The sequence below is a fragment of the Streptomyces flavofungini genome (assembly GCF_014650815.1).
Classification (GTDB): Bacteria; Actinomycetota; Actinomycetes; order Streptomycetales; family Streptomycetaceae; genus Streptomyces; species Streptomyces flavofungini.
Map to the genome: position 1 here is coordinate 20,905 of NZ_BMVR01000007.1, position 25,418 is coordinate 46,322.

Consider the following 25,418-nt stretch of genomic DNA (forward strand, 5'->3'; position numbering starts at 1 on the left):
CTCCCCCGTCTCGCGCGGACTTGCCCTGACCGCCCCGCCGCGGCCTACGGCGAGCGGCGGAGCACCAACTGCTCGATCCCGTCCAGGAGTCGCTCCAGGCCGAACTCGAACGGAGTCCCGGAGTACGGCGTGCCGCCCGCCGCCAGCGCCCGGCGCAGCGCCGGGTACCGGTCGAAGTCGACCAGCCGCCCGAGGGCTTGGTCGCGCTCCCGCGTGTCCTCGGAGCCGGCCTCGGCGCCGGGGTCGTGGTCGTGGTCGGCCTCGGATCCTGTACCGGACGCGATGTCGGCGCGCCGGGGTTCGGGCCCCCGCAACCGCCCGAGCCCCCGCACATACGCGTCCACCGTCTCGATCGCCGACAGCTTCTCCGTCTCGCTGAGCCCCGTGCCGTCGAAGATCCGCAGCGCGGAGTCGAGCCAGCGCAGCATGTTCGGGCCCGGCACCTGCTCGGCCGCGCCCAGCTCCAGGACCCAGGGGTGGCGCCGGATCTCCCGCCAGTCGTCGTGCGCGAGGGCCGTCAGCTTGGCGCGCCAGTCGCCGGGCAGCTCGTGCGGCAGGGTCCGGCCGATCGCCACGGCGTCGAGCATCAGGGCCTCCAGCTCGGCCCGCCCCGGAACGTACGTGTACAGCGAGGCGACGCCGACGTCCAGCCGCGCGGCGACCCGGCGCAACGACATGGCGGCGGGACCCTCCCGCTCGGCCACCTCGATCGCGGCCTCGACGATCCGGTCCAGGGTCAGCCCGCGCGCCGGTCCGCGGGAGCCACGCGTGTCGCGGCCCCAGAGCAGCGCGAGCGCACGCTCCAGCGGCGTCGAGGCGGTCAGCGGATCCGTCACCGTGGGGCACCCTCCGGCTCGTACGCGTTCGCGAGCGGCGCACTCTTTGCGATCACCACGAAACTCAGTATACCGTTCGGAGTTAACCGAACAGTGCTCGGTGTTGGCCGGGGTTAGGGCGGATTCATGATCGGAGACATTCCCGCGGCACCCACGAAGAGCCCGCGGTCGCCCCGGCGGCGCGAGGAGCGGACGCTGCACGCCGCCGCGTTCACCAACGGCCCGAACGAGCTCTTCGACTTCATCCTGCCGCTCTGGGCGGGCGCGGCCCTCGGCCTGAGCGCCACCGAGGTCGGCATCCTGATGGCCGTCGAGATGGCCCTCTCCGTGATCGCCCGGCCGATCGCCGGTGTGCTCTGCGACCTCGTCGAGCGCCGCTACGTCGCCGCGACGGGCGCGGTCCTGTACGCGGCCTCCGCCGCCGGGTACGCCCTCGCGCAGAACGCGGCCTTCGCCTACGCCGCGGCAGCGGTCGGCGGAGTGGGTGGCGCCCTCCTGTGGGTCGCCGTGCGCGCCATCATCAGCGAACGCCTCGCGGAGGACTCCGCCGTCTTCCCGCGGCTCCTCGCCTCCCAGGAGACCGGCTCCTGGGTGGCCTTCATCGCGGGCATGGTGCTGATCGGCGAGATCGGCTTCGACGGGGTCTTCTGGGTGTGTGCGGGGGCCTGTCTGCTCGCCGCCGCGCTGTTGTTGTCCGCGCCCCGGAGGCGGGTCCCGGCGACCGTGCCGGATGGGGGAGCGGGCGGCGCTCGGGGCGTGACCGGGCCGGCCGGGGCCCAGGGCGCGGCCGGGCCGGAGGATGTTCAGGGTGCGGCCGGATCAAAGGGCGCGGCGGGCTCGGCCATCGCCGGGCTCGGTGCCGTCGGGCGCAGGCTGCGCCCCATGCTGCTCGCCGTGGTCGTCACCATGGCGGCCGAGGCCGCGATCTCGCTGCTGCTCCTGATGCACCTCCAGCGCGAGTTCGACCTGGAGGTCGTTCAGGTCGCGTACGTCTTCCTGCCCGGCGCGATCGCCATGAGCGTCGCCGCCGAGCGCCTCCACGGGTACGTGGTCCGGTTCGGCCGCACCCGCATCCTGATGTGCGCCTCGTTCGCCAGCGCCGCCTTCGCGGCCGGTCTCGCCTGGGCGCCCCACCCCGTCGTCATCGCCGCGCTGTGGATCCTCAGCGGGCTCGCCTGGGCCGCGGTCATCCCCATCCAGCAGGCCGTGATCGCCGAGGCGTCCGGCGAGCACACGGGCCGGGGGATGGGCGTGTACGAGTCCGCCAACCTGCTCGGCGCGCTGATCGGCGCTCTCACCGCGGGCATGCTGTACGACGGCGCCGACTGGACCGTCGCCTGCCTCAGCGCGGCCGCGCTGATCCTGGCCGGAGCGGTCGTCGTGCCCCGCGCGGTACGGAGCCTGGGCGTCGCCGACGTGCCACCGCCGCCGCCCGGACCCGAGCGTGAAGCCGAGCCCGAGCCCGACCTTCCATCGGCACCGGAGCCGAAGGCGCCGCCCCGGAAGAGCGCCCCCGCCACGTCGAGCACGCCCGCCGAGAAGAGCGCGCCCGCGAAGGAGGAGCCGCCGAAGAGCCGCGAGCAACTGGTGCGCGAACTCGCGCGGCACGCGGCCGTGTTCACCGTCGCGCAGGTGCTCCTGATGCTCCTGGGGCTCTCGTGGCTGCGCGATCTGGTCACCCAGGACACCGTGGACGTGCTGCTCCATGGCGCGGGTCAGGAATCCGGCTTCGCCCGGGTACCGGCGGACGGCGGCAAGATCTGGGTGTTCGTCCTGGTCGGGCACGCCCTGTGGACCGGCGCGAAATGCCTGGCCATGGCGGTCGGCCGGGGTGGACGCGACTGACTTCGGCGCCCCCGCGCCCCCGCTGCCGAGCGCCTGGCGGGGCTCCGGCACGCGTCGGCGGGAATTGGCCAACTCTTGTTTAATGCAGGGCAGTTGCATTATTCTCCGCCCGTCGGGTATGCCAAGGGCAAGAACGTGCCACCCCTGTCCCCGGTGGCGACAGCTCATCGCTCAGACCCCGCCGGTGGATCGCACAGACTCACCCCGGAGCCGCACTCACGGTGCACTCACGGTGCCACGAGGGGGAACGATGCTCGAGGACCACGCCGAGTTCGGCTTCAGTGCCGACCTGCGGCAGGAGCGGCTGGTCGTCGCGTTCTGGGGCGAACTGGACATCCTCGCGGACGAGGTTCTCGCCGCCCCGCTCACGCGACTGGCACGGGAGTCCTCCCGTGACCTCGTCCTTGACCTGCGGGCGGTGTCGTTCCTCGACTGCGGGGGGCTGACGCTGCTGTGCCGCGCTCGGGACGGGGCACAGCAGCGTCAGGCGGGGGTGACCCTGGTCGTCGACAAACCGTTCTTCCGGAAGATCCTCCGGCTGGCCGGATTGGCGGACACGTTCGAGATCACCGGGGATCTGGAGAGCGCGCTCATCGCGGGCGCGAAAGGTTCACCCGTCTGACGCCGCGCCCGATTCCCCCGGGGCGGCCCCGGCCGGGCCTGCGGCTCGATCCCGGCCTGCCCGGCGCTCGCCCGAGCCCGCCGCTCAGCCCTCGCCGCTCTCGCGCTGCTTGTCCTTCAGGCGCGCCGCTTCCTTGCGGACGTCGGCCTGCGTGGCGCGCTCGCGGCGCAGCCACTCCGGGTCCTCCGTCTTCAGGGCGTCGATCTGCTCCGTGGTGAGCGCCTCGGTGACGCCGCCGCGGGCGAGGCCCGAGATGGACACGCCGAGCTTGGCCGCGACCACCGGCCGCGGGTGCGGGCCCGTGCGGCGCAGGTCCTGCAGCCACTGGGGCGGGTCGGCCTGCAGTGCGTTGAGCTCGGCCCGCGAGATCACGCCCTCCTGGAACTCGGCGGGGGTGGCCTCGAGGTACACACCCAGCTTCTTCGCCGCGGTCGCGGGCTTCATCGTCTGGGTGGTCTGGTGCGACGTCATGGTCACCAGGGTATCGAGCGCCTGAGCGACCGCTGACCACGCCGGGTAGCCTGGCGGGGTGACAGGCTCGGAAGTAACCCCTTCGTTCCGGCTCGCCTATGTCCCGGGGGTGACACCCGCAAAGTGGGTGCGTGTCTGGAACGAGCGGCTGCCCGACGTCCCCTTGACCCTCGTACCCGTGGCTCCCGCCGACGCGGACGGCACGCTGCGGGACGGCGCCGCCGACGCCGGGCTCGTGCGTCTTCCGGTCGACCGGACGGTCCTCAGCGCCATCCCCCTCTACACGGAGACGAGCGTGGTCGTCGTCCCCAAGGACCACGTGGTGACGGCCGCCGAAGAGGTGACCGCCGAGGATCTGGCCGACGAGATCGTGCTGCACCCCGAGGACGACACCCTCGACTGGGAGGGCCTGCCCGGCCGCCCCGCCCTCGAGCGCCCCGCCACCACGGCCGACGCGATCGAACTGGTGGCGGCGGGCATCGGCGTCCTCGTCGTGCCGCAGTCGCTCGCGCGCCTGCACCACCGCAAGGACCTCACGTACCGGCCGGTCACCGACGCGCCCCAGTCGAGCGTCGTCCTGTCCTGGCCGGAGGACGCCACCACCGACCTGGTGGAGGAGTTCATCGGCATCATCCGCGGCCGGACCGTCAACAGCACCCGCGGCCGCCGCGCCCCGGAGGCGCAGGCGAAGGCCCAGAGCGCGGAGAAGGACGGCGCGCGCCGCAAGGGCGGGACCGGAAATGCCGGGGGCAAGAAGACGTCCGGCGCGTCGGCGGCGGGCAAGGGCTCGGCCCGCAAGGCGGCAGGGGGCAAGCCCGGCGGCGGCAAGGCCACCGCGGGCAAGAACGCGCGACGCGGCACGGGCGGCGCCCAGGGCGCCAAGCGAGGGAAGCCCCGCCGCCGCTCGTAGCCGTCCGCGGAAGGCTGTCGGGCGACGCGTCGGGCGGGGAGCCCGTCGGGTCCGCCCGCCGTGGCCGACCCAGGTCGTCCCACGCGCCACCACGCCCCCTTGCGGCCCGTTGTGGTGTCCATGACTATGGCCGCATGGCGGAGCAGACGGGTACCTCCCGGCGCAGTGTTCTCGCGGTGGCCGCGGCCGCCACCACGGCCGGAGCCGTAGGCCTTCAGGCGGGCCCCGCGGCGGCCCGCGACGGCGTCGGCCCGGGCGCCACCGCGCAGGAGCCGTCACGCGAACTGCGGGCACTCCTGCGGGAGATCGACCACCGGCGCATCGAGGCGACCGTGCGCCGGCTCGCCGCGTTCGGCACCCGGCACACGCTCTCCGCGCAGCACGACCCCGCACGCGGCATCGGCGCCGCCCGCGACTGGATCCTCGCCGAGATGCGCCGGTACGCCCGCGGGTCGGGCGGCCGGATGACCGTGGAGCTCCAGTCGTACGTCCAGGAGCCGGGCCCGCGCATCCCGGAGCCGACGCGGATCACCAACGTCGTGGCCACGCTGCGCGGTTCGGCGTCCCCGGACCGGCTGTACGTCGTGTCGGGGCACTACGACTCGCGGGCGAGCGACGTCATGGACTTCACCAGCGACGCGCCCGGCGCCGACGACGACGCCTCCGGGGTCGCGGTCGTCATGGAGCTGGCCCGGGTCATGGCCCGCCGACGGCTCGGCGCGACCGTCGTGTTCGCCGCCGTCGCCGGTGAGGAGCAGGGCCTGTTCGGCGCGGCGCACATGGCGGAGCAGTACAAGCTTCAGAAGGCCGACGTCCAGGGCATGTTCACCAACGACATCGTCGGCAGCCCCACCGCCGACGACGGCACCCGCGACCCCCGTACGATCCGCCTCTTCGCGGAGGGCGTGCCCTCGTCCGAGACGCCCGAGGAGGCCGCCGTGCGGCGCTCGGTGGGCGGTGAGAACGACTCGCCGTCGCGCCAACTCGCCCGCTTCGTCAGGGACGTCGCCGACAACGACGCGACCGGCATGAAGGTCCGCGTCGTCCACCGCCGCGACCGCTATCTGCGCGGCGGCGACCACATCCCCTTCCTCGAACGCGCCTACCCGGCGGCCCGGTTCACCGAGCCCGCCGAGAACTTCGCCCACCAGCACCAGGACGTCCGCGTGGAGGACGGCAAGCAGTACGGGGACCTGCCGGAGTTCTGCGACTTCCCGTACGTCGCGCGCGTGGCCCGCGTCAACGGAGCCGCCCTGTGGAGCCTCGCCCAGGCCCCGGGCACCCCGCGCGGCGCGAAGATCCTCACGGCCGCGCTGACCAATGACACCGAACTCGTGTGGGAGCGGGGCGCGGAGAAGGACCTGGCGGGGTACGAGGTCGTCTGGCGCGAGACGACCGCGTCCGACTGGACCCATGTGATCGACGTCGGTGACGTCACCCGTCACACCGTGGAACTGTCCAAGGACAACGTCTTCTTCGGCGTGCGCGCGGTCAGCCGCTCCGGCCTGCGCAGCCCCGTGGCGTTCCCCTCTCCGCAACGCTGAGCCACCGTCAGCAGGGCGAGCGCCGCGCGGGACGGCGTGCCCTCGTCGGCCGCGTACGTGACCAGGGCCTGGTCGGGCGCGTCGGGCAGCCGCAGCGTCTCGCGGCGCAGGGTCAGGTCACCGGCCACCGGGTGGCGCAGCCGTTCCACGCCGTACGCGTGCTCGCGCACGAGCTGCTCGGCCCAGAGCGCGCGGAACTCCTCGCTGCGTACGGAGAGTTCGCCGAGCAGGTCGCAGAGGCGGTCGTCGCACGGATGGCGGCCCAGGTCCATGCGCAGCGCGGCGACGGTGTCGCGCGCGGTCTCCTGCCAGGCCTCCGCGTCCGGATACAGCCCGCGCACGCCCGCGTCGAGGAAGTGCAGCCACGCCACGTTCCGGCGCTCGGCGGGCAGCGCGTCGAAGTCGGTGAACAGGGCGCGGGCCGGGCCGTTGGAGCCGAGGATGTCCAGGCGGCGGCCGACGACGTACGCGGGCACGCCGTCCAGCGCCCCGAGCAGCACCTTGACGCCCGCCCTGACCGGCTGCGGGGCGGGCGGTGTGGAGGCCGGGTGGCGCAGGGCGCGGGTGAGGTGGCCCAGGTGCGCGCGCTCGGCGTCGTCGAGCCGCAGGGCCCGGGCGACGGCGTCCAGGACGGCGTCGGAGACGTTGTGGGTCCGGCCCTGTTCGAGCCGTATGTAGTAGTCGACGCTGACCCCGGCCAGCTCCGCAAGCTCCTCGCGGCGCAGCCCCGGCACGCGCCGCCGCCCGCCGAACGGCCGCGCCCCGGCGTCCTCCGGGCGCAGCCGGGCGCGGCGGGAGCGGAGGAAGGCGGCGAGTTCGGTGCGGAAGTCCATGGGGTGATTGTCCGGCACGGGGTGGTTCCGCCGGAGGGAGGGGGCTGCCTGAGGCAAGGGGGGCTGCCGGGTCCGGGTCGGTGCCATCCGGTGCTGCCCGAGCAGCCCGAGCAGCCCGAGCTGCCCGAGCTGCCCGAGCTGCCCGAGCTGCCCGAGCTGCCGTGCTGGAGCCGCTGGAGCCGCTGGTGTCGGCAGTGCCGCGGGTGCCGTGGTGCCGCGCGTGCCGCCGCCAGGGTGGTTCTGCCGGACCCAGGGTCGAGCGGGGCCCTGGGTGGGCGCGTGGATCTCCCGCAGAGTCGTTCCCGCGGCCACCGAGGCCACTCGTACACCAGGAGACCACCATGACCCTCACCACCGCCCAGACGACGTCTCTCGCCCGCCCCCTCACCGGCCGGGTCGCCGTCGTGACCGGTGCCTCCAGTGGCATCGGTGAGGCCACCGCGCGGGTGCTCGCCGCCCAGGGCGCGCGGGTCGCCCTGCTCGCGCGGCGCGGCGAGCGCCTGGCCGGACACGTGGCACGGATCGAGGAGGCGGGCGGCAGCGCGCTCGCCCTGCCGACGGACGTGACCGACCCCGCGTCCCTGGCGGCGGCCGCCGCCGACGTCCGCTCCCGGTTCGGCCGCGTCGACCTCCTCGTCAACAACGCGGGGCTCGCCCTGCCCGACCAGCTCGACGGGTCCGCCGGCAACTGGCAGCGCATGATCGACGTGAACGTCACCGGGGCCTTCGCCGTCGTCGAGGCGTTCGTCCCCGACCTGCTCGCGGCCGCGGCCGAACGGGGCCACGCGGACCTGGTCAACATCTCCTCCGCCGCCGCCCAGAGCGTCCTGCCCGGCTTCGCCGGATACGCCGCGACCAAGGCCGCGTTCAGCCATCTCTCCCGCAACCTGCGCGCCCGGCTCAACCCCGCCGACGTACGCGTCACGAACATCGAACCGGGCACCGTCGACACCGAGCTGCGCGACCACATCGACGACCCCGCGATCAGTGCCGCCGTCCAGGAGGCCGTGGGGTCCATCGAGGGCATCCCCTCCGGGACCGACGTCGCCGAGTTGATCGCCTTCGCCGTCGGCCGCCCCCGCCATGTGAACCTGCCGCACCTCTCCGTGCTGCCCACACGCGAGGTCTGACCGCCGGACGGGGCCCCGTGCGGTCAGCGCTCGGAGTAGACGTCCTCGTCCGCGGGAGCCGTTCGCGGTGCGTCCGACCACGCCTTCGTGCGCCCCACGGACACGAACTGTTCCTCCAGGAGCAGTGCCAGGGCCGCCACGGTCATCAGGCCGCCCACCAGGAACGTGCCGCGTACGCCGAGGACCGGCAGGAGCAGGCCGCCGGCGAGGGCCCCGGCGGCCACTCCGGTGTTGTACGCGGCGCCGTTCGCCGCGATGGCGGTCTCCGTGCGGCCGGGTGCGAAGTGCATGACCTGGCTCTGGGTGGCCATGAAGACCGGACCGAGCGAGGCGCCGAGGAGCACCATCATGATCACGGCGACGGGCTTCGAGCCGCCGGCCGCGTACAGGCCGAGCAGCCCTACCGCCTGCGTGCACACCGGCAGGGTGAGCGTGGCGCGCGGGAAGCGGTCCAGGAGACGGCCGTAGACCGCCACCCCGATGATGCCGGTGACACCGAGGACGAGCAGCAGCGTGCTGACCGTGGACTCGGTGAACCCGCTCTCGTCCACGAGGAACTTGGAGATGTACGTGTAGCCCGCGAAGACACCCGTGACCGTCAGGCCGGTCACGGCGAGGACGACGGCGAAGCGGCGGGTGTCGGGGGCGACGCCGCGCACCGCGTGGCTCTCCTCCGGAGGCGTGGACGGCAGGGCCGTGGCGATGAGGACGAGCGGCGGGATGGCGAGCGCGCCCACCACCAGGAACGGCACCTGCCAACTGCTGTGCTGGCCGAGCCAGGTGCCGCCCGGCACACCGAGGACGAGCGCCGCCGAACCGCCCACGGACAGCGCGCCGATGACCCGGCCGCGTACGTGCGGCGGGAAGAGGCCGACCGCGACCGGCCCCATCACCGCCCAGAACAGCGCCTGCGCCACCGCCGTCACCAACCGGCAGGCCAGCAGCACCCAGTACGAGGAGACCACCGCCGCCACCACGCTCGCCACGAAGAGCCCGGCGAGCAGCAGGCACAGCACCAGGCGGCGCGGCACGGCCCGGGTGAGCTGGGCGATCGGCACCGAGACGACGGCGACGGTCAGGCCGTACCCGGACACCAGGAGTCCGACGGCCGCCAGCGAGACGTTCATGTCGTCCGACATCAGCTTCAGGACGCCGATGGGCAGGTTCTCGGTCGTGTTGAAGGCGAACGCACCCAGCATGAGAGCGGCCACCACGGCCACGCCGCGTCTGTTCCCGGCCCAGCCGGTGCCGGGCGGGGCAGCTGTTCGGTCCGTCGCCATCCATCCTCCACGTTCACAGTGCGTACACGAGAGTTCCGGAACTGCTGGTTCTTACTTCAACGGGCTGTAGGCAAAGGAGAGTTTGCGCGGTCGCCCTGATGATCGTGAAGGTAGCCGCAGGCCAGCGTAAACCCTGGTCGTCAAGGTGTGGCCGATATACGTCGAGTTGGCCGAGTCCAATACTCGTCGCTTTGCGTGATTACGGCTTCGGTAACAGAGCCGGTGGCCATTGCATTCAGTGACATTGGCACATGCCTCCGATTGGGTATGGACGTTCGATCAAGTGACGGGTAGGCTACCGTTCGTTGTCCTGGGCCCCCACCAATCCCCCCACCACTTCCCGGACTTCGAAACTGTTCCCCACCAATGAGTACGCGCGACCGATACATGGTGTCCGTGACGTCTGTGCGATGTGGCGTCGATTTAAGCAAGTGTCCTCTTGAGGAGGGTGAACGTTGCTTAATCGCGAGAGAACAGAACTACCACTGCTGGCTACGCAGTTGCGCACATGGATGGCTCAAGCTGAAGACCTTGCCAACCCTGTCTACTGTATTTGCGACTATCTCGACATCCGTGGGCGCATTGCCCCGGAACTGATGGTGCTGGCGCATGAGCAGGTCGAGCGCGAGGCCGAGGCATTGCGTCTCGGTATTGTCCCGGCAAAGGATTCCGAGGGCGGATACCGCCAATTCCTGCGGCCCGATCCCGCTCCGCTGGACTTCATCGACGTGAGCACCGGGGCCGACCCCGGGGCGGCGGCGAAGAAGTGGATGGAAACGGATGTCCAAGGGCCCGTCGACCCGCTGATGTTGTGCCGTGCGGCGCTTCTGAAAATCGCCGACGACCACTTCATCCTGTACCGGCGCGTGCATCACGCCGTCGTCGACGGATACAGCCTCGCGCTCATCTTCAATCGCACCGCTGCCGTGTACACGGCACTCGCGCGACGGCTCCCCGCCGACGAGGGAGCGTTCCCCGCCTTCGCGCGCCTCACGGACGCCGAGGCCGCCTACCGCGAGGGGAAGAGCCGCACGCGGGACCGCGCCCACTGGCTGGACAAGATGGCCGACCGCCCCGCACCGGTCAGCCTCTCCGGCCGCAGTGCCGGGCTCGCCGTCGGCCGCCGCCGCACCACCGAACTCACCCCGGACCGCGTCGCCCGCCTGGAAGGCGCGGCCGGCAGACTCGGCGTGACCTGGTCGGACCTGGCGGTGAGCACCGTCGCCGCGTACGTGGGCCTGGGCACCGGCGCCCGCGAGCTCCAGCTCGGCCTGCCCACCGGCGGCCGGCTGAGCCCACAGGTGCGCAACGTCCCCGGCATGACGATGAACATCCTGCCGCTGCGCCTCGACGTCGACACGGGCCTGCCGTTCGGCGAGTTCGCGCGCCGGGTGTCGAGGGAGGTGCGCCAGGTCCTCCTGCACTCCCGCTATCCCACCGCCGAGATCTCCCGGGAAGTCGCCGAACAAGGCGGCGGGGCACGGCTGTGGGGCCCCATGGTCAATGTGATGAAGTTCGACTACAAACTGGATTTCGCGGGAGCCGCCGCGACGATGCGCACGATGTCGATTCCGATCACGATCGACATGACCGTGTACTTCTTCCAGACCGCGGCCGACGGGACGACGGAAGTCATTCTCGACGCCCACCCCGAACTCTTCAGCCCGCGGGAAACGGACACGCACATGGCGGGACTCCTGTCCCTGCTCGACGCGATCGAGAAGGCCGACCCGAAGACCCCCGTGTGCGGCCTTTCCACCGCACCGGCGCCCGAGGCGGCCGGCTGACCGCCGCACCCTGAACCGAGCGGCGACCCAGCGGCACGCAAGCGCGGCACACAGCCCGTCGGGTGCCGCCGCGATGCCGCGCCGTACCACGCCCGATCGCACGGGCGGACATCTTTGGGCAGCGCACGTCCACCACGCCCCGATATCGAACTGGCCCCGTCCGGTTGGAGCACGACGGTCAGTCGCGCCGTCATGCCGTGAACCGCGCGCGGTGACGCAAAGCCACCGGGAAAGCTACAGGGAAATCGAGGGAACAACGATGGATCTGACAGCGGGTGACGCCGTCGACCCGGCCACGCGGAATCCCCAGGAGGCCACCGCACTCAGAGCGTCACTGAAACACCTGCGCACCGAGCCCCGGGGCTGGGTGTTCTCGCTCAAATTCGCCCTCTGCGTGGCACTCACCGTGCTCGGCATGGTGGTGGTGCTGCAGCCGGTCCTCTGGTGCCGGATCGCCGGAGTCGTCCTCATCGGCTGCATGCTCGCGCACGCCGCGGAACTCCAGCACGAGACGCTGCACAATCTCGCGTACCGCAGTCGCAAGGCGAACGCGGTCACCGGCATCATTCTCGGACTGCCGATGCTCATTTCCTTCGCCGCGTACAAGGCCGCGCACATGCGCCACCATCGCGATCTCGGCACGCCGGAGAACCGCGAGTTCTTCGACTACGGCGATCAGTACGGATCCAGGGAACGCTCGAAGTTCGGCACCTTCCTGGACTGGACCGTGCGTTTCACGATGGTCCATCACTACGCGCTGTTCGTGGCGAATCTCGGGCGGTCGCTGCGCGGCCGGGATTTCGAGGGTGAGAGCGTACGCGTATCGCGCCGGATACGACGGGACCACTTCCTCGCCCTCGGGGCTCTCCTCGCGCTCTTGGGCCTTTCCTGGGCGCTGGGTTCGGCGGTCGTTCTCTGGGTATGGCTGATCCCGCTGGTGCTCGTTGCGGGTCCCGTACACGCCTTCATCGAACTCCCCGAGCATTTCGGCTGCGAGGTCCTGAACCGCGACCCGTTCGCCAATACCAGGACGATCCGCTCCAATCGCATCCTGACGTGGTTCACGAACGGCAACAACTATCACGTCGAGCACCACCTGATGCCGAATCTTCCGCTGGAGCGACTGCCGGATCTGCACGGGGAAGTGAAGGACCGCATTCGCTATTTCAACCGCGGCTATGTCGAGTACTTCGGAAAGCTGCTCCGCAAGTGAGCCACCGGCTGAGCCATCCCGACGCGGGTGAGAGGAGAGTCAGGTGAACGTGACCTTCAAGCTGGCGCGCACCGAGGCCGAAGCGGCCGACGTGCTGCGGCTTCGTGACGCTGTCTACGTCGCGGACCAGGGCCGCCTCGCGGACGCGGCCGACACCGCCGCGACCTTCGACCGGTTCGACGCCCACGCCGAATACATCGTCGGATACGTCGACGGCGCGGCCGCGGGCACCGTGAAGGTGGTGCCCGACTCGGCGGCCGGACTGCCGTGCGACGACACCGTCGACATCACGGCGCTGCGCGCGGGCAACAGGCTCGTGGAATTCGGGCACTTGATGACGCTGCCGTCGATGCGCCACCGCGAGATCGGCATGGCGCTGATGCGCGAAGCCGTGATCCACAGCGCCCGGAAACACGACATGACGCACATCCTCGGGGACTTCTTCGTGGACGACTCCGAAGGGCTGCGGAGCTTCTACAAGGAAATCGGCTTCTTCGCCCTGCACGAGCCCTACGAGGACACCCGGTTCAAGGGCTCGCCCCTCAGCCTCGTCGCGGCCCTCGACGTCACCGAAGCGGTGAGCAGGGCGCGCACACCCGAAGGGAAGAAGAGTCGACTGCTCCAGTACTTCTTCGGCGACTACGACACCTATGCGCGCACGGAGGTGACGGATGCGGACACGGCGCCAGCGGCTGGCTGAGACCAAAGCGGCCCACAACCACCCGGCCTACGCGAAAATGGCGTTCGTCATGGGCTGCGGAGTCCAGGGAAAGGGCGCGGGCAGCCGGGTCCTGGACGACGACGAGGGCACGCCCTATCTCGCCCTCTTCGACCAGTACGGCAACCAGTCCTTCGGCTACTCCCACCCGCGCATCGTCGCCGCCGTCCGCGACCAGCTCGACACCGGCGTCCTGAACAGCACGAAGATCATGTTCGAGGAGGTGCAGATCCGGCTCTCCGAGCGCCTCGCGGAGGCCACCGGACAGCTGCTGCCCTACTCGTACCTGGCCAACGGCGGCGGCGAGACCATCGACAACGCCCTCAAGCTGGCCCGCGCCGCGACCGGCCGCCCCGGAGTCATCAGCGCCCGCGGCTGCTTCCACGGCAAGACCTTCGCCACGCTCAGCGCCTCCGACCGCCCCGAACACCGGGAGCTGCTCGGCCCGTTCATGCCGCACTTCCGGCAGGTCGGCTTCGGCGACCTGGACGAGCTGGCCGCGGCGCTCGACGACACCGTCGCCGCCGTGCTCCTCGAACCGGTCCAGGCGGAGGCCGGAGTGATCGTGCCGCCGCCCGGCTACCTCCAGGAGGTGCGCAGGCTGTGCACGGAGGCCGGGGCGCTGCTCGTTCTGGACGAGATGCAGACGGCGTTCGGCCGCTGCGGCACCTTCTTCGCGTACGAGCAGTTCGGCGTCACCCCGGACCTGGTGTGCGTGGGCAAGGCGTTCGGCGGGGGCCTGCTTCCGCTGTCGGCCGTGCTCGGCACCGAGCGGGTGTGGGAGGTCCTGCGGGTCCTGCCCTCGACCTTCGGGTCCAGCCTCGGCGGCAACCCGCTGTCGTGCCGGGTCGGCCTGGAGTCGATCGCCATCGCCTCCGACGAGGCGTTCCTGACCGGCGTCAAGGAGCGGGCCCGCACCATCGACGAGCGCCTGACGGCCGCCGCCGAGCGTCATTCCGGCATCGTCACCGAGCACCGCGGCCTCGGCATGATGCACGGCCTGGAGTTCATCGACGGCGCCACGGCGGGACTCGTCCTGGGGCGGCTGCTCGAAGAGGGCGTGACGTCCACGTACTCCCTGTACCACCCGAACGTGCTGCGCGTGCAGCCGCCGATGGTGATCTCCGAGGACGACCTGGACCACGGCCTCTCCGTGCTCGAAGGGATCCTGGCGGAGGCCGACGTCCACCGGAGCACCGCTGCGGCGGACGACGGCCCGCAGACGGTCGAGCTGTCCCCGGTGACCCGGACCGCACGCCTGCCGCACCCGCCCGAGCGCGTCCTGGACCTGCTGCGCACCCGCCCGCGCCTGCTCGACCCGTTCGCCGCCGACACCGGCCTGCGGGCGGGCGAGGGCCCGGTCGCGGAGTTCGCCGGGCGGCTCGGGGACGACGCCGTGGTCTGGGCCGACCGCAGCGAACTGCGCGCCGACGGCGTGCTGTTGAGCGCCGAGCCGGACTGGCTGTGGCGCACCCTCGAACGCCGGGTGACCGTCGGCGCCGACGACGGCGGCAGCCGTCTCGACGTCCACGTCACCTGGGACACCGACAGCGGAGCGTACGAGGACATGCTCGGCGGCCGGATCGGCTTCCTCGCGGGGACGCGGCTGGACGAGCTGATCAGCGCGCTCGCAGCGGAACTCGACGCACAGGCGCACGCACAAGGCGCGGCGCGACCCGGCACCCCAGGAAGGAAGTCGGCCGACACGTGAGCATGAACCTCGCGGGCCTCTTGGACCGCTCCACCCACCACACGACCGCCCGCGTCGTCGACATCGACGTCTCCGGCAAGCGGCGCGAGCTGACCCAGAGCGAGCTGACCGCGCTCGCCCGCACCCGGGCCGACCAGCTCACGGCGGCGGGCGTGCGCCCCGGCCACGTCATCGGCATCCGCGCGGGCAACAGCGTCGACTGGCTCGCCTGGGACCTGGCGGCCCTCGCCACCGGCGCGCGGCTCAAGGCGTTCGCCGACAACACCGAGATCGACGACCCGGGCGCGTTCATCGCCGAGCACCGCCTCGCCCTGCTGATCGCGGACGAGCCCGTGCCCGCCGACACGCCCGCCGTCGTCCGCCCGGGCGGCGCCCCCGCCCCGGGCGCCGTGGCCCCCGACGCCGTGGTGATCGACGTCGACGACCTGCACAGCCTGGTGTACTCCTCGGGCACGTCCGGACGGCTCAAGGGCGTGGAGATCAGCGCCAAGGGCACCGAGTACGTCATCAACCGCTTCATAGAGTCCTTCGGCATCACCGAGCGCGACCGGCACCTGATCTTCCTGCCGCTGGCCAACAACCAGCAGCGCCTGTCGGTCTACCTCTGCCTGTGGCTCGGCGCCGACCTCGTGCTCGCGCCCTACCAGCGCGTCTTCCAGGCCGTCCGCAAGGAGGGCCCGACCTTCCTGATCGGCCCCCCGGTCTTCTACGACACCGTCCTCCAGCTCTATGTGAAGTCCGGCGGCGACGCCTCGCTCGGCGACTTCCTGGGCGGCCGCATCCGCTTCATGATCACCGGCATGGCGCCGATCCGGCGCGAGACCCTGGACGGTTACTGGAGCCGGGACGTGCCGCTCCTGGAGGCCTACGGCCTGACCGAGACCGGCATGGTCGCCTGGAACACCCCGGACCGGCACCGCGTCGGCACCGTCGGCCAGTTGATGGACCCGGAGTCCGTGACGTTCCTCGACGACGGCGAGGTGATCATCACCCGGGACGCGCCGCTCGGCCGCGGCTACTTCGACACCGACGGCGACCCGGCCGCCGAGGGCATCTTCCGGCCCGACGGCTCCATCCTCACCGGCGACTACGGCCGCCTCGACGACGACGGGTTCCTCACCCTGATCGGGCGCAAGAAGGACGTCATCGCACTCGGCAGCGGCCGCAAGGTGCACCCCGCCGAGATCGAGGCGGCCTTCGCGGACGTCGACGGCGTCGCCGAGATCGTCGTCGTACCGACACCGCAGTCCAACCGGCTCGGCGCCCTCGTCACCCCGACCGACCCCGCCGACACCGCGCTGCGCGCGCACATCGAGAAGCGGATCGAGGAGGTCAACGCGGGCCTCGAAGCCCATGAGCGGGTGATGTCCGTGGTCTTCTCGGACACGCCGCTGCGGGCCGACCCCGCCTTCATGACGGCCAACATGAAGCTGAGCCGGGGGCGGGCGGCCGAACACTTCGCGGAGCGCCTCGCGGGCGGCGCCGGAGCGGGGTCCTGATGGGGACCTCCGACACCGCGGGGCGGTCGGCCGGAGGCGGACCCGGGCCGGGCCCCGGCGCCCCGCCCGGGCACCGGATCGTCGACGCGCAGGTCCAGCTCGGCAGCCAGCTCGCCATCCCGCGGGCGTTCCTGGAGTACCAGGCGGCGAACGCGCACCACCGCCTCACCGCGTACGGCCACAGCGTGCGGCCCCAGCGGATGCTGGACCGGGTGCTCTCCGTGCACCAGGACGACGACGCGGACCGGCTCGTCGCGGAGCTGGACGAGGCCGGGGTCGACGAGGCGTTCCTCGTGGTCCCCGACTACTCGCACGTGGCCCGGTGCGCCCTCACCCCGGCCGAGCTCGCCGGGCACCTGGACCAGGTGAACCGCCGTCATCCGGGGCGCTTCCGGGTCTTCTGGGGCGTCGACCCGCGCGGCGGCAAGGACGGCCTCGACCTGTTCGAGCGGTGCGTCACCGACTACGGCTTCGCCGGGCTCAAGCTGTACCCGCTGTGCGGCTACTCGCCGAGCGACCGCCGCCTGTACCCGTACTTCGAGCTGTGCGAGGAGCGCGGCCTGCCCGTCCTCAGCCACACCGGCCCCGGCTGGGGCCAGCTGGACTTCGAGTACGGCATGCCGCTGCTGCTCGACGAGGCCGCCCGGGACTTCCCCGGCGTGAACTTCATCCTGGGGCACGGCGGGGTCACGCACGTCGACGAGGCGACGTACCTGTGCGCCCACCGGCCCAATGTGCACCTGGACATCAGCCAGTTCCACTCCGTCCTCGCGGCGGACGGCTGGCAGGCCCACCTGAACCGGCTGTTCCGCCTCGGCATCAGCCACAAGATCCTCTTCGGCACCTGCTGGCCGTCGTACCGGCTCTCCGAGTCGCTGCCCGGACTGGTCGCCGCGTTCGCCAAGGGGCAGCCGGCGGTGGCCGGGATCAAGGAGGCCGACCGAAGAATGATCATGGGCGGGAACAGTCTCCGCCTGGTCGGGGCCGCACGGACCGAGACCCGGGGCCATGCCCCGGGCACCACCAACGACACCATCACGGAGCGGGGAGGCCGGGCATGAGCGCGGACGCGGCGGAGCTGGAGAAACTGCTTGTCGAGTGGGTGGAGCGGTGGATCGAGGGGGAGTCGGACATGGCCATCGGGGCCAGGACCAACCTCAGCCACACCGGCCTGCTCGACTCCATGGCCATCGTCGGCCTCATCTCGTACCTGGAGGAACAGGCGGACGCCGAGTTCGACTTCGCCACCTTCGACCCCATGAAGGGCGTCAGCATCCAGGGCCTGATCAAGCACTGCGTCGGATGACCGGGGTCTTCGACGGCCACTGCCACGTGGCGTCGAGCCGCTTCATCCCGCGCGCCTTCGTCGAGGACGTGGCGAGCAACGTCCAGTGCAGGCTCGGCTCGATGGGCGTCGCCCCGAAACCGGGGCGCGTCGCCGACGGCCTCGCCGCGCAGCACGAGGACCACCTGGCCGACGGGCTCGTCGCGGAGATGGACGCGGCCGGGATCGAGCGCTCCGTGCTGCTCGTGCCCGACTTCGGGCTGCGGATGGCGGGCACGGCGGAGCCGGAGGAGGCGGCCCGGCTGCACCACGAGATTCGGCTGCGCCACCCCGGCCGCTTCTGGGTCTACATCGGCGTGGACCCGAGGCGCGGGCCCGGGGGAGTGGCGGCCTTCGAGGGCATGGTCGACGCGTACGGCCTCGACGGCGTGAAGCTGTACCCGCCGTGCGGCTACTCGCCGTCGGACCCGGGCCTGTACCCGTACTACGAGATCTGCGCGGACCGGGCCCTGCCCGTGTTCGTGCACACCGGTCCCACCGCCCGCAGCCTCGACTACGGACCGGCGCACCCGATGCGGATCGACCGGGCGGCCCGGGACTTCCCGACCGTCCCGTTCGTCCTCGGCCACGGCGGCCTCACCCACGTCGACACCTGCGCGTACCTCGCGGCGTACCGGCCCAACGTGTACGTGGACACCGGCGGGTTCGCGAGCGGGCCGAGCCTGCCGCACTGGCCCGGGCACCTCAACCGGCTGTTCCGGCTCGGCGTCAACCACAAGATCATCTTCGGTACGGACTGGCCCCTCGGCCGTCTGAACGGCGGCCTGAAAGGCCTGATCAGCGAGGTCGTCGACGGCCCGACCGTGTTCGCCGGGGTGTCCAGGACGGACCGGGACCTGCTGCTGCGGGAGAACCTGCTGCGCGTGCTGCCGCCGGGCAGCCGCCCCGGGGGCTGAGGCGCCGACGGCAGCCGGGGCGGGCGCGGGGTGCCGGCCCCGGCGGCACCCGCGGGCGAGCGGGACATGTGCCCGGCGGCATCCGGAAGCGAGCGGGACACGCGGCCCGGCGGCACCCGCGGGCGTGCGGCGCGCGGCACACACACGGCACGAGCACGGTCACGAACGGCACAACGCAACGGCGTCGGCGAGCGACCAAGGGGCTTGGCAATGGCTATCACCGGATCGGACAGTGCATACACCGGCACGAACCGTGCCCTCACCGGATCGGACCGCGCCCGCACCGCTCCCCGGCGGCCCGGCCCACCCCCGGGCACCCCCGCCGACCCCACCCCGGGCCCGACCGCCGCCCTCACCGACCTGTTCGAGGCGCAGGTGATCCGGCACCCGGACCGCATCGCGCTGACCCTGGGCGGCGAGCACCTCGACTACGCCGCCCTCAACGCCCGCGCCAACCGGCTCGCGCACGCCCTGCTCGCCCGCGGTGCCGGACCGGAACGCCTCGTCGCGCTCGCCCTGCCGCGCTCGGTGGACGCCGTCGTCGCGATCCTCGCCGTCCTGAAGTCCGGCGCCGGCTATCTCCCCCTCGACCTGGACCACCCGCCGGAACGCGTCGACCGGACCCTGGCCGACGCCCGCCCCGTGCTGCTCCTCAGCCAGGACCCGATGGACGTCCGCGCGGAGATCCCCCGGCTGGTGCTCTCGGCCCGCGGCACCGCCGAGGAACTGGCCGTACGCCCCGACACCGACCCCACCGACTCCGACCGCCTCGCCCCCGTCACGCCCGCGACCACCGCGTACGTCATCTACACCTCCGGGTCCACGGGGCGTCCCAAAGGGGTGGTCGTCTCGCACGACAACGTCGTGCGCCTGTTCACCGAGACGGCCCACGCGTTCCGGTTCGACGAGCACGACGTGTGGAGCCTGTTCCACTCCTACGCCTTCGACGTGTCCGTGTGGGAGATCTGGGGCGCCCTGCTGCACGGCGGCCGCCTCGTGGTCGTGCCGTACGAGACGAGCCGGGCGCCCGAGCGCTTCCGCGCGCTGCTCGCCGCCGAGCGCGTCACCGTTCTCAGCCAGACGCCGTCCGCCTTCTACCCGCTCATGGAGGCCGACCGCGACGGCGCCGCCCACGGCGGTGAACTCGCCCTGCGCCTGGTGGTGTTCGCGGGCGAGGCCCTCGACTTCGGCAAGCTGGCGCCCTGGTACGCCCGCCACCGCGACGACGCCCCCGTGCTCGTGAACATGTACGGCATCACCGAGACCACCGTCCACACCACCCTCACCCGGCTCACCGCCGCCGACGCCGCCCCGACCGCCCCGAGCCGCGTCGGCGTCGGCATCCGCGACCTGTCCCTGTACGTCCTGGACGAGGCACTGCAGCCGTGCGCGCCGGGCGTGGCGGGGGAGCTGTACGTCGCCGGGCCCGGCGTCACCCGCGGCTATCTGGGCCGCCCCGGCCTGACCGCGGGGCGCTTCCTCGCCGACCCGTTCGGGCCGCCCGGCGGCCGCATGTACCGCAGCGGGGACGTGGTGCGGCGCGACGAGCGCGGCGTCCTCGAGTTCGTCGGCCGCGCCGACCAGCAGATCAAGATCCGCGGCTTCCGGATCGAACCCGGCGAGATCGAGGCCGCCCTCAGCGCGCACCCCGCAGCCCGCCAGGCCGCCGTCGTCGCCCGCGAGGACCGGCCGGGCGACCGGCGCCTGGTCGCCTACGTCGTACCGGAGTTCCGCCAGGAGCCCGACGCGGCGACGGCCGACGGCGCCGCCGCCCGCCAAGTGGGCGACTGGGAGAAGGTGTTCGACGCCCAGTACGCCGGAGCCGGATCCGGGAACGGGGTGCCGCGCGCCGCGTTCGGCGAGAACTTCGCGAGCTGGTTCGACAGCTACACCGACCGGCGGCCCATCGCCCCGGACCACATGCGCGAGTGGCGCGACACCACCGTCCGCCGCATCCGGGAACTGCGCCCCCGCCGCGTCCTGGAGATCGGCGTCGGCACCGGCCTGCTGCTCTCCCGGCTCGCCCCGGAGTGCGCGGAGTACGTCGGCACGGACGTCTCCGCGCGCGCCGTCGACGACCTGACCCGCGAGATCGCCGCCCGCCCTCGGCTGTCCGACCGGGTCCGGCTGCGGCACCAGGCCGCGCACGACACCACCGGGCTGCCGGCGGGCCACTTCGACGCCGTCGTCATCAACTCCGTGCTCCAGTACTTCCCCAGCGCGGGCTACCTCCTCGACGTCCTCGCCAAGGCCCTGGAGCGCACCGCGCCCGGCGGCGCCGTCTTCGTCGGCGACGTCCGCGACCTGCGGGCCCTGCGCTCCTTCGGCACCGCCGTCCAACTCCGCCGGGCCGCCCCCGACGCCGAGCGCGCCACCGTACGGCACGCGGTCGAGCGGGCCCTGGTGCGCGAGGAGGAACTGCTGCTCGCCCCCGACTTCTTCCACGCCTTCGCGGCCCGCGAGGACGCGGTCGGCGCGGTGGACATCCAGGTGCGCCGCGGCACCCGGCACAACGAGATGACCCGGTACCGCTACGACGTCGTCCTGCACAAGGCGCCCGTGGCGACGGCACCCGGCGGCGGGACCCGGCTCGGCTTCGGCGACGACGTGCCGGACACCGGCGCGCTCGGCGCGTACCTGGCGCGGCACACCCCCGAGCGGCTGCGCGTCCTCGGCGTCCCCAACCGCCGCACCGCCCAGGAGACCGCCGCCGCCCGCGCCTTCGACAACGGCGCCGCCGTCGCCGACGCGCACCGCCTCCTGGCCCGGGAGCCGCACGGCGTCGAGCCCGAGGAACTGCGTCTGCTCGGGGAGCGGCTCGGCTACCGCGTCGCGGTCACCCCGGCGGCATCGGCGGTCGACACGGTGGACGCGGTGTTCGTGCGGTGCGCGGAGGAAAGCGGCGGGGGCGCCGGGGACGCCGGGGACGGTCCGATCGTGGCGGCGTACGAGCCCGACGGCACCCCCGGTGACCCCCTCGCGTACGCCACCAGCCCCGTGGCCGCACGCCGTGGCGGCCAGCTCACCGCCGCGCTGCGCGAGCACCTGCGGGAGCGGCTGCCCGACTACATGATGCCGTCGGCGGTCGTGCTCCTCGAACGGCTGCCGCTGACCGTCAACGGCAAGCTGGACCGGGCGGCGTTGCCCGCGCCGGTCGTCGAGGCGCAGTCGGCGCGGGCCGCGCGCACCGAGCGCGAGGAGGTGCTGTGCGCCCTGTTCGCGGAGATCCTCGGCGTCGAGGGCATCGGCATCGACGACGACTTCTTCGCGCTCGGCGGCCATTCGCTGCTCGCCACCCGCCTGGCCGCCCGTGTACGGACCCGCCTCGGCGCGGAACTCACCATCCGCGCCCTCTTCGAGCACCCCACCGTCGCCGGACTCGCCGCGCACCTGGACGCGCTCGGCCCGCACGGCGCCGCCGACACACCCGGCACCCCGGACGCCCGGCCCGTCCTGCGCGCGGCCGAGCGGCCCGACCCGCTCCCGCTGTCCTTCGCCCAGCGCCGCCTGTGGTTCCTGCACCGCCTCGAAGGCATGAGCCGCGCCTACAACGTCCCCTGGACCCTGCGCCTCACCGGCGACCTGGACGTCCCCGCGCTGCGCGCCGCCGTCGCCGACCTCGTCGCCCGCCACGAGTCCCTGCGCACCGTCTTCCCCGAACACGACGGCGAGCCCCGCCAGCACATCCTGCCGCCGGAGCACGCCCGGCCGCCGCTGGTGGTGACCCGCACGACCGAGGCGGAGCTGCAGGGTGCCCTCACCACGGCGAGTGGTCACAGCTTCGACCTGGCCGCCGACATACCCGTACGCACCCAGCTCTTCCAGGTCGGCGCCACCGAGCACGTCCTGCTGCTCCTGGTGCACCACATCGCCTGCGACGGCTGGTCGTTCGCGCCGCTGACGGAGGATCTGATGGCGGCGTACGAGACGCGCCGGGCGGAGGCGGCGGGGAGCCACCGCGTACCGCACGACGGCTGGGCGTCCGCTGCCGAAGCCCTCGCGCCCGCTCCCGCCGTCCAGTACGCCGACTACGGCCTCTGGCAGCGCGAACTCCTCGGCGACCCCGACGACCCGGCCAGCCCCCTGGCCCACCAACTCGCCTACTGGCGGCGCCAACTCGCCGACCTGCCCGAGCAGGTGGACCTGCCCTTCGCCCGCCCGCGCCCCGCCGAACCGAGCTACGGCGGCGAGACGCTCTCCGTGGCCTGGGACGCCGAGCTGCACCGGCGGCTCTCCGCGCTCGCCCAGGAGACCGGGACCAGCCTGTTCATGGTGTTGCAGGCCGGGCTCGCGGCGCTGCTCACCCGGCTCGGCGCCGGATCCGACATCCCCGTCGGCTCACCGATCGCGGGCCGCACCGACCAGGGCCTAGACCGCTCCGTCGGCTTCTTCGTCAACACCCTCGTCATCCGCAACGACACCTCCGGCAACCCCGCCTTCCGCGACCTGCTCGACCGGGTCCGGGACGTGTCCCTGAGCGCGTACGAGCACCAGGACGTGCCCTTCGAGTACCTGGTCGACGACCTCAACCCGCCCCGCGCCATCGGCAGGCACCCGCTCTTCCAGGTCTCCCTCGTCGTGCAGAACGCCCCCGCGCCGCGCCTCGACGTGCCCGGCCTGGAGATCGCCACCGACCTCCTGCACCCGGGTTCGGCCCGCTTCGACCTCCTGCTCAACATCGAGGAACGCTTCACCGACGACGGCAGGCCCGCGGGCCTGACCGGGTTCTTCGAGTACAACACTGACCTGTTCGACCCCGACAGCGTGGACGCCGTGGCGACCCGACTCGCCCGGCTCCTCAACGCGGCGGCCGACGAACCACACGTACCCATCGGCCACCTCGACGTGCTGACCGCCAAGGAACGGCGGCTGCTCCTGGAGGAGTGGAACGACACCGAGCGCCCCGTTCCGCCGCTCACCGTGCCGGACCTCTTCGAGCGGCAGGTGACGCGCACCCCGGACGCCCCGGCCGTCGTCTGCGGCGAACTGCGCCTGACGTACGCTGAGTTGAACGTGCGGGCGAACCGGCTCGCGCACCGGCTCATCGCCGAGGGCACCGGCCCCGAGCACGTCGTGGCCCTGGCCCTGCCCCGCTCCGCCGACCTGATCGTCGCCCTCGTCGCCGTCCTGAAGACCGGCGCCGCCTATCTGCCGGTCGACCCGCGCCACCCCGCCGACCGCATCGCGTTCATGCTGGGGGACGCCGCGCCCGCCTGCTTGGTCACGTCGCACGACGCCGGCTGCGACCTTCCCGAGGGCGTGCCGCGCGTGTACCTGGACGCGGACCTCGACGCTCCCGCCACCGACCCGCGCGACAGCGACCGGCTCAGCCCCCTGACCCCGGCCAACGGCGCGTACGTCCTCTACACCTCCGGTTCCACCGGCCGTCCCAAGGGTGTCCTCGTCCCGCACGCCAACGTCGTGGACCTCGTGCTCTGGGGCCAGGAGGCCCTGGGCAGCGCGCACCTCGCCCACGCCCTGGCCGCCACCCCGCTGACCTTCGACGTCTCCGTCTTCGAGATCTTCGGACCGCTGCTCTCCGGCGGTGTCATCGAGGTCGTCGCCGACGTCCTGACCCTCGGCGAGCACGCGGGCGGGCGGTGGCGGGGCACCCTCATCTGTGCCGTGCCCTCGGCCCTCGAAGAGCTGGTGCGCCACCACGACGTGGACCTCGGCGCGGACGTCGTCGCCCTCGGCGGCGAGGCGCTGCCCGCGCACACCCTGGCGGAGATCCGGGCCGCCGTGCCGGGCGCGCGCATCGTCAACGTCTACGGCCCGACCGAGGCCACCGTCTACACCACCGCGTGGTTCTCGGACGCAGACCCCCCAGGCCCCTCAGACGCCATGGGCCCCTCAGACCTCGCCGACCCCGCCGCCGCGGAGCCGGAGGCGCCGCCCATCGGCCGCCCCGTCCGCAACACCCGCACCTACGTCCTCGACGAGCACTTCCAGCTCGTCCCGACGGGCGTGACGGGGGAGTTGTACGTCGCCGGGGCCGGGCTCGCCCGCGGCTATCTGCACCGGCCCGGACTCACCGCCGAACGGTTCGTGCCCGACCCCTTCGGCGCGCCGGGGGAGCGGATGTACCGCACCGGCGACCTGGCCCGGCGGCGCGCCGACGGGAACCTGGAGTACCTGGGGCGCGCCGACCACCAGGTCAAGATCCGGGGCTTCCGGATCGAGCCGGGCGAGGTGGAGTCCGCCCTGGTGGCCCACCCGGGCATCGCGCAGGCCGCGGTCGTCGTGCGCGAGGACCGGCCCGGCGACCGGCGCCTCGTCGCGTACTGCGTACCGGTCGCGGGCGGGCAACACGCCCTGGACGGCGTCGAGGTGCGGGACCAACTGGCGCGGACGCTGCCCGCGTACATGGTGCCGTCCGTCGTCGTCGCGTTGGAGCGGTTGCCGCTGAGCCCCAACGGCAAGCTCGAACGGCGTGCCCTGCCCGTCCCGGACGAGGCGGCCGGGCGGCCGATGGGCCGGGGGCCGCGCACCGCGACCGAGTCGGCGCTGTGCGCGCTGTTCGCCGACGCCCTCGGCGTACCGGACGTCGGACTCGACGACAGCTTCTTCGACCTCGGCGGGCACTCCCTGCTCGCCGTGAAGCTCGTGTCCCGCATCCGCGCCGCGCTGGACACGCCGCTCGGGATCCGCGCGGTCTTCGAGGCACCCACCGTCGCCGCGCTCGCCCTTCGGGTGCGCGAGCGGGGCCAGGGCCGGGCACAGCACCAGGGAGCGGACCGGGCACACGACCACGGACAAGAAGGGAAGTGAGTGAGAG

17 protein-coding genes and 1 pseudogene are annotated in these 25,418 nt (G+C 72.7%); 14 read left to right on the plus strand and 4 right to left on the minus strand.

All coding sequences use genetic code 11. The features are described from left to right. Positions 1-44: 44 nt before the first annotated feature. The gene (locus IE274_RS19405; RefSeq protein ID WP_229909658.1) at positions 45-836 is read right to left on the minus strand and encodes a TetR/AcrR family transcriptional regulator; all 792 of its coding nucleotides are present in this window, start codon (positions 834-836) and stop codon (positions 45-47) included. Positions 837-962: 126 nt separating this feature from the next. Here IE274_RS19405 and IE274_RS19410 point away from each other — a divergent pair, with 126 nt between their 5' ends. Together IE274_RS19410 and IE274_RS19415 are read left to right on the plus strand one after the other, a co-directional pair. Next, the gene (locus IE274_RS19410; protein ID WP_190117097.1) at positions 963-2,681 is read left to right on the plus strand and encodes an MFS transporter; all 1,719 of its coding nucleotides are present in this window, start codon (positions 963-965) and stop codon (positions 2,679-2,681) included. Between the two features lie 250 nt (positions 2,682-2,931). Beyond that, positions 2,932-3,303, plus strand: coding sequence for an STAS domain-containing protein (locus tag IE274_RS19415; RefSeq protein ID WP_190117098.1), 372 nt, complete (start codon positions 2,932-2,934; stop codon positions 3,301-3,303). 84 nt (positions 3,304-3,387) lie between these two features. Here IE274_RS19415 and IE274_RS19420 read toward each other — a convergent pair whose 3' ends face one another. After that, positions 3,388-3,774: a DUF5997 family protein gene (locus IE274_RS19420; RefSeq protein WP_190117099.1), complete on the minus strand. Its 387-nt coding sequence runs from the start codon at positions 3,772-3,774 to the stop codon at positions 3,388-3,390. A 58-nt stretch (positions 3,775-3,832) separates the two neighbouring features. Here IE274_RS19420 and IE274_RS19425 point away from each other — a divergent pair, with 58 nt between their 5' ends. Together IE274_RS19425 and IE274_RS19430 are read left to right on the plus strand one after the other, a co-directional pair. Then, positions 3,833-4,684: a LysR family transcriptional regulator substrate-binding protein gene (locus IE274_RS19425; RefSeq protein WP_190117100.1), complete on the plus strand. Its 852-nt coding sequence runs from the start codon at positions 3,833-3,835 to the stop codon at positions 4,682-4,684. 134 nt (positions 4,685-4,818) lie between these two features. Further along, positions 4,819-6,228 (plus strand): M20/M25/M40 family metallo-hydrolase, encoded by a 1,410-nt coding sequence (locus IE274_RS19430; RefSeq protein WP_190117101.1) that lies wholly within the window; start codon positions 4,819-4,821, stop codon positions 6,226-6,228. On the opposite strand, the gene IE274_RS19435 is transcribed toward IE274_RS19430, so the two are convergent. Further along, complete coding sequence (locus tag IE274_RS19435; RefSeq protein ID WP_190117102.1) at positions 6,126-7,061, minus strand: helix-turn-helix transcriptional regulator; 936 nt, start codon at positions 7,059-7,061, stop codon at positions 6,126-6,128. The genes IE274_RS19430 and IE274_RS19435 overlap by 103 nt on opposite strands. 341 nt (positions 7,062-7,402) lie before the next feature. Between IE274_RS19435 and IE274_RS19440 the strand changes: the two genes are divergently transcribed. Next, a complete protein-coding gene (locus tag IE274_RS19440; RefSeq protein WP_190117103.1) occupies positions 7,403-8,191 on the plus strand; it encodes an SDR family oxidoreductase in 789 nt (262 codons plus the stop codon). Positions 8,192-8,214: 23 nt separating this feature from the next. On the opposite strand, the gene IE274_RS19445 is transcribed toward IE274_RS19440, so the two are convergent. Further along, on the minus strand, positions 8,215-9,471 hold the full coding sequence (locus tag IE274_RS19445; protein ID WP_372447287.1) for an MFS transporter: 1,257 nt from the start codon (positions 9,469-9,471) through the stop codon (positions 8,215-8,217). Between the two features lie 455 nt (positions 9,472-9,926). On the opposite strand from IE274_RS19445, the gene IE274_RS19450 reads away from it, so the two are divergent. From IE274_RS19450 to IE274_RS19490, 9 genes and pseudogenes are all read left to right on the plus strand, one after another. Continuing rightward, positions 9,927-11,258 carry a condensation domain-containing protein gene (locus IE274_RS19450; protein WP_268255579.1) on the plus strand — a complete coding sequence of 444 codons (1,332 nt, stop codon included), beginning with the start codon at positions 9,927-9,929 and terminating at the stop codon, positions 11,256-11,258. 259 nt (positions 11,259-11,517) lie between these two features. Continuing rightward, positions 11,518-12,471 carry a fatty acid desaturase family protein gene (locus IE274_RS19455; protein ID WP_190117105.1) on the plus strand — a complete coding sequence of 318 codons (954 nt, stop codon included), beginning with the start codon at positions 11,518-11,520 and terminating at the stop codon, positions 12,469-12,471. Between the two features lie 43 nt (positions 12,472-12,514). Beyond that, positions 12,515-13,171, plus strand: a complete 657-nt coding sequence (locus IE274_RS19460) for a GNAT family N-acetyltransferase (protein ID WP_190117106.1) — start codon at positions 12,515-12,517, stop codon at positions 13,169-13,171. Beyond that, entirely contained in the window at positions 13,143-14,900 is a 1,758-nt protein-coding gene (locus tag IE274_RS19465; RefSeq protein ID WP_190117107.1) for an aspartate aminotransferase family protein, read from the plus strand. The genes IE274_RS19460 and IE274_RS19465 overlap by 29 nt, the downstream gene beginning before the upstream one ends. A gap of 2 nt (positions 14,901-14,902) precedes the next feature. Continuing rightward, on the plus strand, positions 14,903-16,399 hold the full coding sequence (locus IE274_RS19470) for an AMP-binding protein (protein WP_229909700.1): 1,497 nt from the start codon (positions 14,903-14,905) through the stop codon (positions 16,397-16,399). Beyond that, entirely contained in the window at positions 16,399-17,460 is a 1,062-nt protein-coding gene (locus IE274_RS19475; protein ID WP_190117109.1) for an amidohydrolase family protein, read from the plus strand. Before IE274_RS19470 ends, IE274_RS19475 begins: the two co-directional genes overlap by 1 nt. Further along, a complete protein-coding gene (locus tag IE274_RS19480) occupies positions 17,457-17,705 on the plus strand; it encodes a hypothetical protein (RefSeq protein ID WP_190117110.1) in 249 nt (82 codons plus the stop codon). The genes IE274_RS19475 and IE274_RS19480 overlap by 4 nt, the downstream gene beginning before the upstream one ends. Next, entirely contained in the window at positions 17,702-18,640 is a 939-nt protein-coding gene (locus IE274_RS19485; protein ID WP_190117111.1) for an amidohydrolase family protein, read from the plus strand. Before IE274_RS19480 ends, IE274_RS19485 begins: the two co-directional genes overlap by 4 nt. Before the next feature lie 339 nt (positions 18,641-18,979). Next, positions 18,980-25,411 (plus strand): annotated as a pseudogene (locus IE274_RS19490) (amino acid adenylation domain-containing protein); the annotation flags it as partial. Positions 25,412-25,418 lie beyond the last annotated feature (7 nt).